Source organism: Candidatus Aeolococcus gillhamiae (genome assembly GCF_016464765.1).
Taxonomy (GTDB): Bacteria; Chloroflexota; Dormibacteria; order Aeolococcales; family Aeolococcaceae; genus Aeolococcus; species Aeolococcus gillhamiae.
The window spans coordinates 1-14,591 of the sequence record NZ_JAEKNS010000093.1; the positions used below are offsets into that span (position 1 = coordinate 1).

Here is a 14,591-nt window from a genome sequence, read left to right on the forward strand (position 1 = left end):
AGTGATGTCCCGTAGTGTGGTGTAAATCCGGGTGAGCCCCAGCCTGCCGGCGAGGTAGACAAAGAAGGCCACCGCGGAGTTCTCTTGGAAAGCTTCAACCCAAACCAGGAGACCCACGATGGCCCAGGACAGGATGACACACCAGGCGGTGCTGAACCACCTCGACGGCGCCGACGCTGACGTTCTTCGGCGCGTCCTCGAGCACGCCATGCAACGACTCATCGAGGCCGAGGCGGCCGCTCACATTGGCGCCAGTCCCCACGAGCGCACGGCGACGAGGACGACGCATCGCAACGGGTACCGAGAGCGGATCCTCGACACCGGATCGGGGCGCCTGGAGTTGCAGATCCCCAAGCTGCGCACCGGCAGCTTCTTCCCCTCGCTGCTCGAACCGCGCCGGCGCATCGACAGGGCCCTGCTGGCGGTGGTCCAAGAGGCCTACGTGCTCGGCATCAGCACCCGCAAGGTCGATGACCTGATGGCGGCGCTCGGCGGCTGCAGCATCGGCCGCACCGAGGTGAGCCGGATCTGCGCGCTGCTCGACGAGGAGCTCGCCGAGTTTCGTGACCGGCCCCTCGATGAGCCGTACCCGTATGTCTGGTTCGACGCCACGTACGAGAAGGTGCGCCAGGGTGGACGGATCGTGAGCCAGGCAGCGGTGGTCGCCGTGGGCGTCCGTGACAGCGGCGAGAAGAGCGTGCTGGGCCTGGCGGTGGGCCCCAGCGAGACCGAGGCCTTCTGGGTGGAGTTCTGCCGCAGCCTGGCACGACGCGGGCTGAGCGGCGTGCAGCTGGTCATCTCCGATGCCCACGAAGGTCTGCGCAGCGCCCTCGCCCAGGTGTTCGCCGGCGCAACGTGGCAACGCTGCAAGGTGCACTTTCTGCGCAACGTGGCCAGCGCCGTGCCCAAGACGCACGCGCCGGCCGTGCTGGCGGTGGTGAAGTCCATCTTCCTGCAGCCGACCCGGGAGACCGCCAAGGACGCCGTGGCCCACGCACTCACTGTTCTCGAGCCACGCTTTCCCGGAGTTGCCGCCAAGCTGCGCGCCGCCGAGGCGGACGTGCTCGCCTACCTCGACTTCCCCGTGGACCACTGGCGCTCGATCTCCTCGACGAACGCCATCGAGCGCGTGAATGCTGAGCTGGACCGCCGCGCCAAGGTGGTTGGCATCTTTCCCAACACGGCGTCGTTGATGCGCCTGTTCACCGCCGTGCTCCAGGACCAGCACGACGAATGGCAGGACGGGCGCCGCCACTTCAGCCAGCAGTCCATGGCTCGCTTGCTGCATCCCGACGGACCGCCGTTGCTTACCAACCCGCTCACGGAGGGGCTCGCCGCGTAACTCACCGACGTTGTGAGAACTCCAGCGAATTCACACCACTACAGGGGACTTGACCACTGGCGAGGACCGGTTCTTCCTCACTTGGGGTCGAGTCTTCGACGCCGTGGATCCGACGCCGCTGATCGATGCTGTGAAGCCTCACCTCGTGCGCATGTCGCGAGGTGAGGTGCGCATAGTCGAGGTGTGCGACTCGTTGCAGGAGGCGTCCGCGCAGCCCTACTTTTTCGAGTCCTTCTTCATGCTCTGCCAGCAGCGCATTCCCTACGGGCCTGGGTACGATGATTGGGCCGCGGAGACTCGCAAGAAAATGACAGCAGGAAAGGACATCCACTTCCTCGGAGTCACGGCGGCGACTAACAGTTAGCCGCTAGCCAAGCGTCGCACCTCATGGCGGACGAGGACGCTGTCGAGCAGGGTGGTGACGGCCTGGCGGTCCTCGGGGTCGAGGCGCTTGACGGCCTCGAACTGGAGGCGGAGGTCGTCATCGGGGCCGCGCTCGCCGCTGTCGAAGATGAGCAGGTCGGTGGTGGTACGTAGCGCCTGAGCGAGCTTCTTGATGGCCTCGACGGAGGGTTGGGAGGCATCAGTCTCGTACCGGCGGATCTGGACGACGTTGAGGCCGGCGAGGTCGGCGAGCTTCTGCTGGGTGAGCCCGTGCTCTTTGCGGAGGGCGACGAGGCGCTCGCGGAATGGCATGTCCCGAAGGACGGTATTGAGGGGCGTCACGTCGGCCATGGGGCTCATGGCTCTTATGATACGCTCCGCATGGCTCATACGGGCCTTGACAGGACTCGGCCGCGGACAGCAACATCCCACGTTTTTCTGGAGGCTCCTGGCAGGAGCTTGGAGACCGCCGGCTCGTATTCGAAAAGCCGGTGGTGGAGCGGGGGGGACTCGAACCCCCGACCTCTGCCGTGCGAGGGCAGCGCTCTCCCAGCTGAGCTACCGCCCCGTTTCCCGAGGCGCAGCCGAGTATAGGCCGAGGCTGTCAATGCGCTCGGGCTGCTGCCGCGCGTCCTGAGTGGTGAGCCCACCAGGGGCCGGACCGGGGAGTGTCGCCGTGCGGATACGAGATGGCAGCGATTACGTCGTTTGCAACGCTGACGTGAAGAGGCGGTCGCGAATCGCCGGTCCACGCCGAGAGATCCAAGGCCGGCGGCGATCATCCGCTTTGATGAAAAACCCCTCTCTCGAAATGCCCGCGGCTGCTCGCCGCACCGGCCTGGGTGGCCGCTCCACGTCGATCATGGCCGCGTGCGGCCTTGTGGCATCGCTGCTGATTGTCACGGCGCCGTCGGCACTGGCCGCCACGCTGACCAACAACAGCTGGACCGTGTCGAACAACCAGGTCAGCGCGGCGAACGTGAACTACGGCTACTCGTTCAAGACCGCGACCACGGGGACGATCAAGTCGATCACCTTCGTCGTCTCCGGAGCCAACCTCGGCGGTGTGCCCGCAATCGTCACCGCGTACGGCATCGGAGCGGGGTCGGTGACGCGCGCCGGCCAGACGATCACCTACACGGTGACCGCCGCGGTGTCGGTGTCGGCCGGTATCCCGATCTTCGTCGAGTTCTCGGGTGTGACCAACCCGTCGCCTGGCGGTGCATACACCACGGCGATCACAACCCAGACCGCCACTCCAACCACGATCGACACGGTGTCTCCAGGACCGTCGGTCACCTTCGCAGCCTCGAATACCGCCAAGACGATCGTGGTCGCCAAGAGCCTGACCTTCACGGTCGACACCACGGCCTTCACGCTGGCGCTGGACCCCAGCCTTCCGGCGCTCGCCGACCAGAGCCAGGTCATCAACCTGACCGTGCTCACCAATGCCAACTCGGGGTACACGCTGACCGTGAAGGACCTTGCCACCCACCTGCAGAGCGCAGCGACAGGCAACCCCACGATCCCCCAGGTGTCCGCCGGTAAGGCGACCTCGCTGGCCTGGCCTGGCGCACCCAACACCGGCTACACCGTGACCGGCACGGGCGCAACCATTGACGCAGCGTTCTCAGCGTCGAAGTTCGCCGGGTACACCAGCGCGGGTGAGGTGGTCGCCACCAGGGCCAATGCGACCGGTGCGACGGCCGACACCTTCGCCATCACGGACCGCACAGCCATCGACTACTCGGTGCAGGCGACCACCTTCACGGACACTCTGACCTACACGGTAACCCCGAACTACACCTGATCCGAACCACACGCAACAAAGGGTTGTGACTTCCTTGGCGGGAATCATGAGACGTCAATCGCTGGGCACCGCTGCCGTCATGGCAGCGGTCCTTCTCGCGCCACTGACTGCGGCGGCGGCCCCCTCGCCAGCGCCGCGGTCGATTGCCGTATCCGTTCCATCGGAGCCGGTTCCGTTCCACGCCGGTGACACCGGTCGCATCATGATCCGCGTCCTCGACCCGACGCAGGCACCGGTCACCGTCACGGTGACAGGGATGGGAGTGGAGCTCGGTGACAACGGGAAGGTCACCTTCACCGGGGCGCCCGACCCTGCATGGGTCAACCAGGCGGACTTCCCGGCGGGCAGTCTCGTCATCCCCGCCATGTCGTACATCGACGTCTACGTCACAGTGCGGATGCCGGCGACGATCTCCCCCGACCTGTACTACGTAGGGTTCGTCGTGCGACCCGTTCCCACCGGGCCGGGCGTCAAGGTGGTGAACCAGATCGGCGGATTCCTCACAATCGATGTGCCGGGCCCGCGCGCCCGAAGCTTGGCCGCGAACCTCGATGTTCAGGGGTTCAACCTGGGTCCGATCCACCTCGCCGACTTCGTGCTCGGAAGCCAGGTCAAAGGCCAGCTGGCTGTTCGCAACACTGGCCAGGCCGCGGTCCAGTTTTGGGGCGAGAACGACGTCACCTCATGGGTGGTCACAACGCCTCTACAAGCACGCATCGCCAAGTCCCTGGTTCCGATCGCGCGGTCGCGGAACTTCCCGGTCAGCGCCTCGCCCGGGCTGCTGATCGACATGGTGACCCTCTCGGTGCGGGTGTCGTACCCGAGCAACACCGATTCGGCGACGACCGACATCGTGATTGAGAGGCAGATCCTTGTGGTGAGCCCATGGGCGATTGTGATCCTCTGCGGCCTCATCCTCCTGCTGACCGCGTGGCGATTGAGGGCGCGTGCACGCCGCCGCGCACGAGCCCGTGATCGGGCTCAGGGTCCTCGCTCCCGTCACCGCCAACCCTCCTGAGCGACACACACGGTTCCGCTGGCGAGACGACATCCTTGGTCTGCGCTCTCTTGGACCCGAGCGCCTGCGGGGCATCCGCAGGATCTAGACGGCGTCCTCGTCGACGAAGTAGGTCTCGCAGGCCCATTCCATCAGGCTGTCGGTCATGGCCACGGGGCGCCCGAAGTAGCGTGCCGCGTGGATGATGTGGTTGAGCAGATCACGCGGATGCGATCCGTGCAGGGACCGACCCTTGGCGGTGTAGTGCCGCGCGATCAGGCGGGTAATCACGTCCTCCTCGACGCGCAACCCCTCGCTCATACAGCGCCGCCGCCAGATCTCGCGGTACTCGTCCTCGGTGGGATCGGGCACGTGCACCTTGAAGTGGACACGGCGTAGGAACGCCTCGTCCATGAGGTTCTGCGGGCGCATGTTGGTCGACAGGATGAGCAGGCAGGTGAACGGGACCGCCACCGTGGTTCCGGCGCGGCTGATGTTGGCGTAGTCGACGTGCTTCTCGAGCGGGACGATCAACCGGTTGAGGAGGTCGCGGGGCGACATGTTCTGCTGGCGGCCGAAGTCGTCGATCAGGAACAGGCCGCCGTTGGCCTTGAGCTGCATCGAGGCCTCGTAGAAGCCGAGCGTGGTGTCGTAGCTCAGCTCGAGCATGCGCGGAGTCAGCTCACCACCTACCTTGACCGCGGGGCGCTGCACCAGCTGCCAGCGGCGGTCGTGGGCGGGGAGCTCGCGGTCGATGGTCACGTGGTGGATGGGATCGAAGAACCTGACGATCTCGCCGTGCACGTACAGGGCACGCGGCACGAACACGGGTGGGCCCATGAGCGAGGCCGCCGCCTCGGCGATGGTGGTCTTGCCGTTGCCCGGTGGCCCGTGCAGGAAGATGGCCTCGCGTGCGCTCAGGGCGGGCCCGAGGTGATCGAGCACGCTCTCGGAGAGCACCAGGTTGCTGAACGCGTCGTGGAGGCGGGCGCGGTTGACCACGCCGTCCACCGCGGCCTGCTGCTCGGCCATGGCACTGTACTCGGAGATGGGCACCGGCGCCGGGCCGGCGTACTGGTTGAGCTCCATCAGCTCGCGGGCCTTCTGCCGCCCCGTTCCTGAGATCTGGTGCTCCATGCCGGCGCTCAGGGTTTCACCGTGAGCCAGCGAGGTCATGCGCACCCCGGTGGTGCTGATGTAGCCCTCGTCGGCGAGGAACTTGAGCGTGCCCTCGAGGAAGGTGAACGGCAGGCAGGTGTGGGCGGCGAGGTCGCGGCCCAGCATGTTGCCGTTGAAGTACAGGACCTTGAGGACCAGGTCGCAGATGAAGCTGAAGGGCAGGCCCGTCTCCTCGGCCGTCCGCGGCTCTGGCGGCAGGGCAATCGGAGAGGACACAGGGGCAGCGGCAAAGACAGCCATCAGCGCCGATTGTGTCATCGGGCACTTCGACGGATTCGAGCCGTTGCCAAGCCGCGTCATCGAGTGACAGGCCATCGGACAATGCCGCGCCGCTGTTGCCGCCAACTCGGCGCGGGGGCGCTCCACGGGTGGCCTGCTAGGCTCAGGGCGATGCAGCCCGTTCCCATCGACGAGGGGGCCAAGGACCGCCGCCGCATCGGGCCTTTCTGGATCGAGGAGGGCCTCGGCGTCGTGCTCGCCGGCGGCCTCTTCTTGGCGGTGGTGGTGGCCCTGTACGTCGTGGCCGTGCTGCTCCGTCCTGCGTAACCAGCCCCGCCGAGGCCCGTTCCAGCACTGGCGCGAACGCGATCGGTACTGAGGATTTCCGTGCGCTCCAGCTCATCGCGACCGAGCCGCCCCCGCGGCAACCTGTCCGCGCGCCCGCGCCGCCGGGTGCGGCCGCCCAGAGGCTCGGAACCGCCGCAGCGACGGCGCCGGGCCAACCTCCACCGCTCCCGCCCGCGGCGCCGGCTGCGCGTCCTGCTCGTCGTCCTTGCGGTGCTCGCCTCCGTCGCCGGCGCGACGGTGGCAGCGGTCTTCGTCGCCTACGCCTCCTACCGCTCCCAGCTCCCTGACGCCGCCACGGTCGCGGCCATGGAGCCGCCCCTGGACAGCCATGTCTATGACGCGCAGCACAACCTGATCGCGGTGTTCAACGACAACGACGTGCGCCATGTCCACGTTGCCCTCGACAACACCTCGATCTACATGAGGCAGGCCACCATCGACGTCGAGGACCGGCACTTCTACAGCGAGGGATCGTGGGATCTGCCGCGCCTCATCAAGGCCGCCTGGGACAACGTGCGCCACACCAACACCAGCGGCGCGTCCACGATTACCGAACAGCTCGCCAAGATCAGCTTCTTCAACAGCCCCGAACGATCGATCGACTACAAGATCAAGGAAATCGTGCTCGGCAATGAGCTCGACTCCAACTTCACCAAGAACCAGATCCTCGAGATGTACCTCAATCGGGTGCCGTACGGGAACCACGCGATCGGCATCGAGACCGCCGCCGAGCTCTACTTCTTCAAGCCGGCCAAGCAGCTCGATCTTGCGGAATCCGCGATGCTCGCCGGACTGCCGCAGTCACCGACGACCCTCAACCCGGTGCTCGACAACGGCGCCAACCCGGAGGCCAAGGCTCGGCAGAGCGTGGTGCTCGGGGCGATGGTCAGCAACGGCGACATCACCCAGGCGCAGGCGGACCTCGCGCTCGCCGAGAAGCTCACATTCCACGATTGGTCGGAGAGCAATCCCAACTCCTATCCGAGCGTCAAGGACTACGTCATCAACTGGCTCAACGACCACTACGGCGGCAACTACATCAACCCCGGCGGCTGGGACATCTTCACCACCATCGACAAGGCCAAGCAGGAGGCCGCGCAGACCGAGCTCCACGACGGCATCGCCAAGATCCGCACCGGCCACAACGCCAAGGACGGCGCCATCGTCAACCTCGACCCCAAGACGGGCAGGGTGCTGGCCCTGGTCGGCACCTGGGATTACACGGACCCCACCATCGGCCAGACCAACATGGCGACGACGCCGCGAAGTCCGGGGTCGACCATCAAGCTGTTCACGTACACGGCGGCGATCGCGTCGCACCTGTACACCATGACAACGCCGATCCTCGACGCCCCGGTGCACCTCTCGCCGGGGCCCGGCCAGCCCACCTACTCACCGCTCAACTACGACCGCCGCTGGCACGGCACCTGCGTGGTGAAGACGTGCCTGGGCAACTCGCTCAACGTTCCCGCGGTCAAGGTCGAGGCAGCGGTTGGGATTCCCTATATCACCAACCTCGAGATCGCCGCGGGGCTCACCTCGCTCAACGATCCCAGCAACCGTCCCGGTCCGAAGTTCTACGCGGCCACCCTGGGGTCGCTCCCCTACGGGATCACCCCGCTCGAACTCGCCGACGGCGCGGCGACGATCGCCGACCTCGGCGTGCACCATGACCCCAGCCCGGTGGATCACATCGTCGATCGCAGCAGTGGCAAGGCGATCTTCACGCTCAATCCCGACGCGACCGCGCGCCGCGTGGTACCGGAGAACGTGGCCTTCATCCTCAACGAGATCACCAGCAACGACGCCAACCGGGTCATGGACTTCGGTGCCCACGGGGACCTCACGCTCCCCGACCGCAGGGTGAGCGCCAAGACCGGGACGGCCGAGTTCTTCCTCGACAACTGGACGGTGGGCTGGACGCCCGAGCTGGTCAGCACGGTGTGGGTGGGCAATCCCTACAACTCATGCCTGCGGGGCCAGGATCGCGCGACCATGGCGAACGCGATCAGGCGGGGCAACGTGGTCTACAACGGCCAGGGCGTCGACGATCCCTTCAGCCCGCAGGACCTCGCCCACTACGGCATGAAGCCGCTCAACAACGCGTGCGGTCACCTCGACAACTCGAGCGGTATCACCGGGGCCGCGCCGATCTGGCACAAGGACATGGTCAAGGCACTGGCCGGCGTCAAGGCGGACTGGTACACCATGCCCAAGGACATCGTCGCGGTCGGGAGCGGCGACAACGCCGACTTCTTCCTCCCGGGGAGCCAGAGTGGCGGCGGCGTCCCGGGCGGCGGCTGTTACTACTGGGGCCCGGCCGGCAGTCCCGTGCCTCCAGGGCTTCCCGCGGACTGCCCGTACGCGGGGACCAGCCCGCCGGCCCCGGGAGATGCTATTCCGACGCCGGTTCCTCCGGCCGACGCGCCGACGACAACCGCGCGGCCGAAACCGACGCTTCCGGCCGCGAGAACCCGCCCGCCCAGGAAGAGGTGACCCGGCCTCCAGGCGCTGGGTAGACTGCCCGGAGTGACCGAGGCGGCCCCGCCCCCTCCCCCGCCACCGGGGCTGCCGCCACAGCCGCCTGCGCTCGCGCGCGCGGTCGCCTTGGACCTGGTGACGCGCTTCCGCCTGCGCCTGACCGACCCCCGCGATTCGCGGCTGGGAGAGCTCGGGGACGGGAAGTACGAGCTGGGTGCAGCCAGCTGGACCGGCCGGCGCGCCGTGTTCGTCGGTTTCTACACCCCCGCGCCCGACCCGGCGGTCGCCGGGCCCGACCTCGCTGCCCGATGCGCTGCGGCGGCGCGCTGGGGCGCTGAGCGCCTGGCCGTCCAGGGAGCGGAGCGCTGCGACGTCCTGATCGTCGCCCTCGGCCCGGTTCCGGGTGTGCTGACCGCACCGGCGACCAACCCGGCCGTCCAGGTCGGGGCGGTCGCGGTCGACACAGCGGGTGACGTGTCGGTCCTGCTGCCTCCGCCGCCCGACCTTCCCACCCCGCGCGACGTCCGGGCGCGTGCCACCACGCTGCTCGGGGGCCAGGAGGCGCCGACGCTCGCCGCGGTCGACCTCGCGGAGCGCCAGGCGGTGGCCGGTGGCTACAGCGCCCCCGCGCGGACCCAGCTCAACGCGAGGCCGATCGCCACCTACTCCCTGATCGCCGCGTTCGTGGTCGTGTTCATCGGCGAAAAGGTGTTGCTCCGCAGCGGCGGCGGCGACGGCCTGTTCGCCATGGGAGCCCTGTCCAACCAGAACTCGCTAGGAATCCCGGCGCCGCCAAGGTGGTGGAGTTTCGTGTCGTATGCATTCCTCCACGATCCCGGCGGTGGCGGGCTGGGCGTATCCGGGCTGCCACTGCACGTGATCTTCAACTCCTTCGCGATGTACATCGTCGGCCGGCTGGTCGAGCAACTGTACGGCTGGCGCGTCTTGGTGGTGACCTTCCTGGTGGGCGCCGTCGGCGCGGGGCTCGCATCGATACTCGTGGCCACCGTCGGCAATGGTCCCACCTTCACCGTCGGAGCCTCGGGCGGGATCATGGGGTTGCTCGGGCTGCTCTTCGTGCTCGGCCGCGTCCAGGGCCGCGACGTGCCCGTGGGCATCGCCAACACCATGCGCCAGTACGCGATCACCTACGCCGCGTTCGTGGTCGTCTTCGGGTTCGTGGTTCCCAACGTCGACAACGTGGCGCACATCGGCGGGTTCATCACCGGTGCGCTGGTCGGGCTGGCGCTCCCTCCTCTGCGCCGCGTCGGCGGCCGCGACCTCCAGGCGTGGGAGCTGCTGACCGTGTACGGCGTCTACGCCGCCGCAGGGATGGCGCTGATCTTCGCCGCCATCAACGTGGTCGGCATGCTCGGCACCTCGCCGGGGTTCAACACCGCCCCCTTGTAGCGCGCCGGTCAGTCCACTGCGGCGCGGGCCGCCGCGACAGAGTTCCACAACCCCTCGAGGTCGTAAAAGGTGCGCTCGCCGGGCAGGAAGACGTGCACGATGACGGAGTCATAGTCCAGGCACGCCCACGAGGCGTCCTTCAACCCTGTGGTGGACAGCGGCCGCACCTCGGCCGTCCGGCAGGACTCCTCGATACTGTCAACAATGGCACGAACTTGCCGGTCAGTGTCACCTTCACAGATTACGAAGAAGTCTGCGATGGTGGTCTTGCCCCGAAGGTCGACGGTGACGACGTCCCGCGCCTTCTTGTCAGACGCCGCCACGGCGATCCGCGCGGCGAGGTCGTCAGGCGTCATCCACAACCATTATCGCACCGCAGCCGATCGGTAGAGCCCGCTGGCCGCGATGATGTCGGCGACCGCGGCGGGGACCAGCCCCGCGATCGGCTTTCCCTGGGCCACGCGGCTGCGCACCTCGGACGCGCTGATCGGTGGCGGCGTGAGCTGGAGGACCCGCGTTCTGCCCAGGTCGAGCCCCAGCGCGCGCGCCTGCGCCTCGTCGAAGGAGGGTGAGCCGGCGCGTTGGACGACAACCAGGCTGATGGTGGCAAGAAGCTCATCGCTGCGGTGCCATTCATGGATGTGCCGCGCAGCATCGGCGCCCACGACCCACCATGGCTCCCTGTCCGGGTACTTCTCGCGCAATGTCTCCAGGGTGTCGATGGTGTAGGACAGACCGCGGCGGCGCAGCTCGACATCGAGGACGGTGACGCCTGGCGTGGTGCGCACCGCCGTCTCCAGCATGGCCAGGCGGAGATGTGCCGGCGCGACCGGCTCGTCGCGCAGGGCTGGCGTGTGCGCCGGCACCAGCCACGCCTCGTCTGCCCCGATGGCGTCGCGCGCGCCGATGGCGAGGACCAGGTGCGCGTTGTGCACCGGGTCGAACGTCCCGCCGAGCACGGCGACGCGGTCGGGCTCAGCTGTCATCGGCGTACACGAACTCGAGCTCGCCGATGCGCACCGTGTCGCCGTCGACACACCCCGCGGCCGCGAGCGCGGCGTCAACGCCGGCGCTGCGCAGCTTCTGCTGGAGGCGCGCGACCGCCTCGTCACTCTCCATGTCGGTCATCGCAACGACCCGTTCGACGCCGTCGGCGGTCACGCGAAAGACGTCGCCCTCACGGGAGACCGCCGGCGCCTGACGGCGAGGACGGTGGCGGTAGAGGCGGTGCTCACCCGGCTCGCCCGGTTGCGACAGCGCGGCCTCCAGCTCGGCCGTTCGCGCCGCCACCACCAGTGCGGCGGCTCGCTCGAGAAGCTCGGATGTGCCCTCGAGGTCGGCTGCCGCGATCAGCGGCACGCCGGGATGGCTCTCCCCAACCCGGGCTCGTTGGTCGGCATCGAGCAGGTCACTCTTGTTGAGCACCAGCAATCGCGGCTTGGCGGCCAGAGCCTCGCTGAACGCCGTCAGCTCTCCGTCCACCGCGGCGATGGCGTCGGCGACGGCTTCCGGGGTCTGGGTGGCGTCGACAAGGTGCACCAGCGCCCGAGTGCGCTCCAGGTGGCGGAGGAAGTCGAGGCCGAGACCGACGCCGAGATGGGCTCCGGCGATCAGCCCGGGGACGTCCGCGACGACCAGGGTCATGCCTGACGCCGTCTCGGCGACCCCGAGATTGGGGTGCAGCGTGGTGAAGGGGTACGACGCGATCTTGGGGTGGGCGCCGGTGAGCGCCGCCAGCAGTGTCGACTTGCCTGCGTTCGGCAGTCCGACCAGGCCGATGTCCGCGATCAACTTGAGCTCGAGATGGATGCGCCGCCTGGCGCCGCGCTCGCCGAGTTCGCCGATCCGTGGCGTCTGCCGTGTCGCCGACGCGAAGTGTGTGTTGCCGCGGCCGCCCCGGCCGCCACCGCCGACCACCGTGCGCGCTCCCGGGCGGTCCAGGTCGCAGAGCAGCTCATCGGTGTCGGCGTCGCGGACGATCGTCCCGGGAGGCACGTGCAGCACGATGTCCGTGCCCGCGGCACCGTGGCGCATGTTCTTGCCGCCCGCGCCACCGGTCGGAGCGTGGAAGCGACGCCGCTCGCGGAAGCCGGCGAGGGTCGGGTCGGTGGAGTCGGCAACCAGCGCGACATCGCCGCCGCGGCCGCCGTCGCCTCCGTCCGGTCCCCCCATCGGGACGTACTTCTCGCGCCGAAAGCTCACCGCACCGCGTCCGCCGTCACCGCCCGCGACGTCGATGGTCACCTCGTCGAGGAACGTGGCCGGTGCTCCTGCTACCCGGCGCTGGACGGCGCCTCGACGACCTCGTCCAGCTCGACCAGCTCACCGACCTCGATGATGGGCAGCGAGCGCACGTTGGCGCGGGTCCGGTCCTTGCCGGTGCTATCGAACGCGACCAGCCCTGTGGCACGCGCGTACAGGGTGTGATCGCGACCGACGCCGACGTTCTCACCGGCGAGGATCTTGGTGCCGCGCTGGCGCACCAGGATCGAGCCTGCGAGCACCACCTCGCCGTCCTGGCGCTTGATGCCCAGGCGGCGGCCGGCACTGTCGCGGCCGTTGCGCGAGCTTCCGCCGCCCTTCTTATGCGCCATCGTTCGTCTCCTTGGCGCGCGAACTCGTGCCGGTGCGCTTGGGAGCCGGCTTGGCGTCGCCGGCAGCCTTCGTGCTCGCCTTCGCTTTCGCCTTCGCTTTCGGCTTGGTCGCGGTCTTCAGCGCCGCTCCGGCGGCCTTCGGTGCCGGCTTCGCGGTCGCGGTCGACACACCTGTTGCAGACGCGGTGGCGGCGCTGCGGCGCTGAGCCTTCGGCGCCGGCTCACTGGGCGCGCTCGCCGAGGTCTCGGCGCTGCGCGAGCTGCGCGCGGTGCTCGGCCGGGGTAGGGTTGCGCCCCTGGCGAGGATCGACTCGACGCGCAGCTCGGTGAGGTCGCTGCGATACCCCGCCGCCTTGCGCGAGCGCTTCTTGGCCTTGTACTTGAAGATGCGCAGCTTCTCGCCGCGGCGGTGTGCGATCACCGTGACCGCGACGCGGAGGCCGTCGACGTCCTTGCCCACCGCGGTGGTGCCGTTTCCGCCGGTGAGCAGGACGGGCTCGAGGCCGACGACACTGCCGACCTCGGCGTCGAGACGGTCGACAACCAGGCGATCCCCGGCGCTGACCCGGTACTGGCGGCCGCCGTGCGAAAGGATGGCGTACATGCTTGCTCGTGAGAGAGATTGGCGGAACTGCGCCCGCGCGGTCGCGTGTGCCGCGGGCTGAGGCGGAAGGGCAGGATAGCACAGGCCAAATGCGGCCTGGCGCTGCCCTAGCCGACTGAAACCGGCGCCACCGCGTGAAGGCTGTACGTGTCACCGGCGCTGTCGGTGATGTTGGCGTCGACCGTGTACGTGCCGGCCGGAACGGTAGAGAGGGCACTGCTCGGGGCCGGTCCGTTCGAAGCCGTGGCGCTCGGTGTCGCTCCTTGGTTGTCCGAGTTTCCCGGAGTGGCCGTCGCGGTCGGCGCGGGCGTGCTGAAGCTCCGCCCGGCGCCCAGGACCGTGACCTTGAACACGATGACCACGTACCCGGGCCCGGCGTTGCTGAGCGGCGGCAATGTGAAGCCGTCGTAGTACACCTCGAGCGTGTTGCGTATGGGGTCGACACCCGAGCTGCGCGTCCCGTTGCCGGCGAAGGGGGTCACGCTGCCCGCGAAGGTCATCACTGGTGGCAGCGTGATCAGCACGCCGACGTTCTTGGCGTTGCCCGTGCCACCGTTGATGATCCTCACCTGGTAGGTCACGGTGGCGCCGCGCTTGGCGGTGCCGGGGCTGACGCTCACCAGGGCGGTGAGCTTGGCGGCGGGTTGGACGATCACGTTGTAGCCCGTGGCGTTGGTCTGGCCCGCGTTGGTGTCACCGGCGGCATACGCCTGCACGACCGCGCCGCCGGGCTGCCCGTTGATGTAGACGGTGAAGGTGATGTCCACAGACGTGGCCACCCCGGCGCCGGCCGCCCCCGGTGGCGACAGCGTCCACAGGCCGAAGATGGGCGTGGTGCTGTTCACCGCCGCGTCGAGCGGTTGGGTGCGCGTCGCGCCGGGCGCCCTGATGGCGGTGGTGGCGTGGTAGCGGAAGGCCTCCGGCAGCGTGACGTGAACGGTGACGCCGGTGACCGTGCCCGGCCCGTTGTTGACCATGTGCACGGTGAAGATCGCCTCGTCGCCGGGGGAATACTGCGGGTAGGTGGTCGGGTCGGTGGCGACGTACCCGCTCGCGCCGGTGTGTGCCCCGGTGATGCTGACACTGAGCTGGCCGCTGCCCGATCCGCAGGCGGACAACAGCAGGGGGGTGAGCGCCAGACTCGCCGCCGCCAGGGCGGCTGGGCGTCGCAGCACCAGCCGAGGGTGCGGGCCCCGGCTCAGGCGCGCTGTGCGGCGCGGAGC

General features: G+C 68.5%; 14 protein-coding genes, 1 tRNA gene and 1 pseudogene. 7 read left to right on the forward strand and 9 right to left on the reverse strand.

The annotated features are described in order from the left end of the window. The first annotated feature begins 118 nt into the window (after positions 1-118). Complete coding sequence (locus tag JF886_RS08840) at positions 119-1,342, forward strand: IS256 family transposase (protein WP_337311603.1); 1,224 nt, start codon at positions 119-121, stop codon at positions 1,340-1,342. Between the two features lie 49 nt (positions 1,343-1,391). Continuing rightward, positions 1,392-1,706: a hypothetical protein gene (locus tag JF886_RS08845; RefSeq protein ID WP_337311605.1), complete on the forward strand. Its 315-nt coding sequence runs from the start codon at positions 1,392-1,394 to the stop codon at positions 1,704-1,706. Here JF886_RS08845 and JF886_RS08850 read toward each other — a convergent pair. Further along, entirely contained in the window at positions 1,703-2,086 is a 384-nt protein-coding gene (locus JF886_RS08850) for a helix-turn-helix domain-containing protein (RefSeq protein ID WP_502711417.1), read from the reverse strand. The two genes, JF886_RS08845 and JF886_RS08850, sit on opposite strands and share 4 nt — an antisense overlap. A 132-nt stretch (positions 2,087-2,218) precedes the next feature. Continuing rightward, a tRNA-Ala gene (locus JF886_RS08855) sits at positions 2,219-2,294 on the reverse strand. A gap of 222 nt (positions 2,295-2,516) precedes the next feature. On the opposite strand from JF886_RS08855, the gene JF886_RS08860 reads away from it, so the two are divergent. Together JF886_RS08860 and JF886_RS08865 are read left to right on the forward strand one after the other, a co-directional pair. Beyond that, positions 2,517-3,536 carry a hypothetical protein gene (locus tag JF886_RS08860; protein WP_337311607.1) on the forward strand — a complete coding sequence of 340 codons (1,020 nt, stop codon included), beginning with the start codon at positions 2,517-2,519 and terminating at the stop codon, positions 3,534-3,536. 46 nt (positions 3,537-3,582) lie between these two features. Then, a complete protein-coding gene (locus JF886_RS08865; RefSeq protein WP_337311609.1) occupies positions 3,583-4,554 on the forward strand; it encodes a hypothetical protein in 972 nt (323 codons plus the stop codon). A gap of 84 nt (positions 4,555-4,638) precedes the next feature. Here JF886_RS08865 and JF886_RS08870 read toward each other — a convergent pair whose 3' ends face one another. Beyond that, positions 4,639-5,952: a DUF8689 domain-containing protein gene (locus JF886_RS08870; protein ID WP_337311611.1), complete on the reverse strand. Its 1,314-nt coding sequence runs from the start codon at positions 5,950-5,952 to the stop codon at positions 4,639-4,641. Positions 5,953-6,102: 150 nt separating this feature from the next. Between JF886_RS08870 and JF886_RS08875 the strand changes: the two genes are divergently transcribed. From JF886_RS08875 to JF886_RS08885, 3 genes are read left to right on the forward strand one after another with little or no spacing between them, the layout of a single operon-like run. Beyond that, complete coding sequence (locus JF886_RS08875; RefSeq protein ID WP_337311613.1) at positions 6,103-6,258, forward strand: hypothetical protein; 156 nt, start codon at positions 6,103-6,105, stop codon at positions 6,256-6,258. A 60-nt stretch (positions 6,259-6,318) separates the two neighbouring features. Next, positions 6,319-8,775: a transglycosylase domain-containing protein gene (locus tag JF886_RS08880; protein WP_337311616.1), complete on the forward strand. Its 2,457-nt coding sequence runs from the start codon at positions 6,319-6,321 to the stop codon at positions 8,773-8,775. Between the two features lie 33 nt (positions 8,776-8,808). Then, positions 8,809-10,170 carry a rhomboid family intramembrane serine protease gene (locus JF886_RS08885; protein ID WP_337311618.1) on the forward strand — a complete coding sequence of 454 codons (1,362 nt, stop codon included), beginning with the start codon at positions 8,809-8,811 and terminating at the stop codon, positions 10,168-10,170. Between the two features lie 8 nt (positions 10,171-10,178). On the opposite strand, the gene rsfS is transcribed toward JF886_RS08885, so the two are convergent. From rsfS to JF886_RS08915, 6 genes and pseudogenes are all read right to left on the reverse strand, one after another. Further along, positions 10,179-10,526 carry a ribosome silencing factor gene (rsfS, locus tag JF886_RS08890; protein WP_337311620.1) on the reverse strand — a complete coding sequence of 116 codons (348 nt, stop codon included), beginning with the start codon at positions 10,524-10,526 and terminating at the stop codon, positions 10,179-10,181. Between the two features lie 9 nt (positions 10,527-10,535). Continuing rightward, positions 10,536-11,156 carry a nicotinate (nicotinamide) nucleotide adenylyltransferase gene (nadD, locus tag JF886_RS08895; protein WP_337311622.1) on the reverse strand — a complete coding sequence of 207 codons (621 nt, stop codon included), beginning with the start codon at positions 11,154-11,156 and terminating at the stop codon, positions 10,536-10,538. Next, positions 11,146-12,426: pseudogene (obgE, locus tag JF886_RS08900) on the reverse strand (GTPase ObgE); the annotation flags it as partial. The gene nadD and the pseudogene obgE, both read right to left, overlap by 11 nt. Before the next feature lie 17 nt (positions 12,427-12,443). Beyond that, positions 12,444-12,764, reverse strand: coding sequence for a 50S ribosomal protein L27 (gene rpmA, locus JF886_RS08905; protein ID WP_337311624.1), 321 nt, complete (start codon positions 12,762-12,764; stop codon positions 12,444-12,446). Then, on the reverse strand, positions 12,754-13,368 hold the full coding sequence (rplU, locus tag JF886_RS08910) for a 50S ribosomal protein L21 (protein WP_337311627.1): 615 nt from the start codon (positions 13,366-13,368) through the stop codon (positions 12,754-12,756). The genes rpmA and rplU overlap by 11 nt, the downstream gene beginning before the upstream one ends. A 107-nt stretch (positions 13,369-13,475) precedes the next feature. Further along, a partial coding sequence (locus JF886_RS08915) for a hypothetical protein (RefSeq protein WP_337311629.1) occupies positions 13,476-14,591 on the reverse strand: 1,116 nt, incomplete at its 5' end.

Excerpts from the sequence above, each read along its gene's own strand:
- JF886_RS08840 (WP_337311603.1), top strand. The coding sequence starts at position 119 with ATGGCCCAGGACAGGATGACACACCAGGCGGTGCTGAACCACCTCGAC.
- JF886_RS08850 (WP_502711417.1), bottom strand. The coding sequence starts at position 2,086 with ATGAGCCCCATGGCCGACGTGACGCCCCTCAATACCGTCCTTCGGGAC.
- JF886_RS08860 (WP_337311607.1), top strand. The coding sequence starts at position 2,517 with ATGAAAAACCCCTCTCTCGAAATGCCCGCGGCTGCTCGCCGCACCGGC.
- JF886_RS08865 (WP_337311609.1), top strand. The coding sequence starts at position 3,583 with ATGAGACGTCAATCGCTGGGCACCGCTGCCGTCATGGCAGCGGTCCTT.
- JF886_RS08870 (WP_337311611.1), bottom strand. The coding sequence starts at position 5,952 with ATGGCTGTCTTTGCCGCTGCCCCTGTGTCCTCTCCGATTGCCCTGCCG.
- JF886_RS08875 (WP_337311613.1), top strand. The coding sequence starts at position 6,103 with ATGCAGCCCGTTCCCATCGACGAGGGGGCCAAGGACCGCCGCCGCATC.
- rsfS (WP_337311620.1), bottom strand. The coding sequence starts at position 10,526 with ATGACGCCTGACGACCTCGCCGCGCGGATCGCCGTGGCGGCGTCTGAC.
- nadD (WP_337311622.1), bottom strand. The coding sequence starts at position 11,156 with ATGACAGCTGAGCCCGACCGCGTCGCCGTGCTCGGCGGGACGTTCGAC.
- rpmA (WP_337311624.1), bottom strand. The coding sequence starts at position 12,764 with ATGGCGCATAAGAAGGGCGGCGGAAGCTCGCGCAACGGCCGCGACAGT.
- rplU (WP_337311627.1), bottom strand. The coding sequence starts at position 13,368 with ATGTACGCCATCCTTTCGCACGGCGGCCGCCAGTACCGGGTCAGCGCC.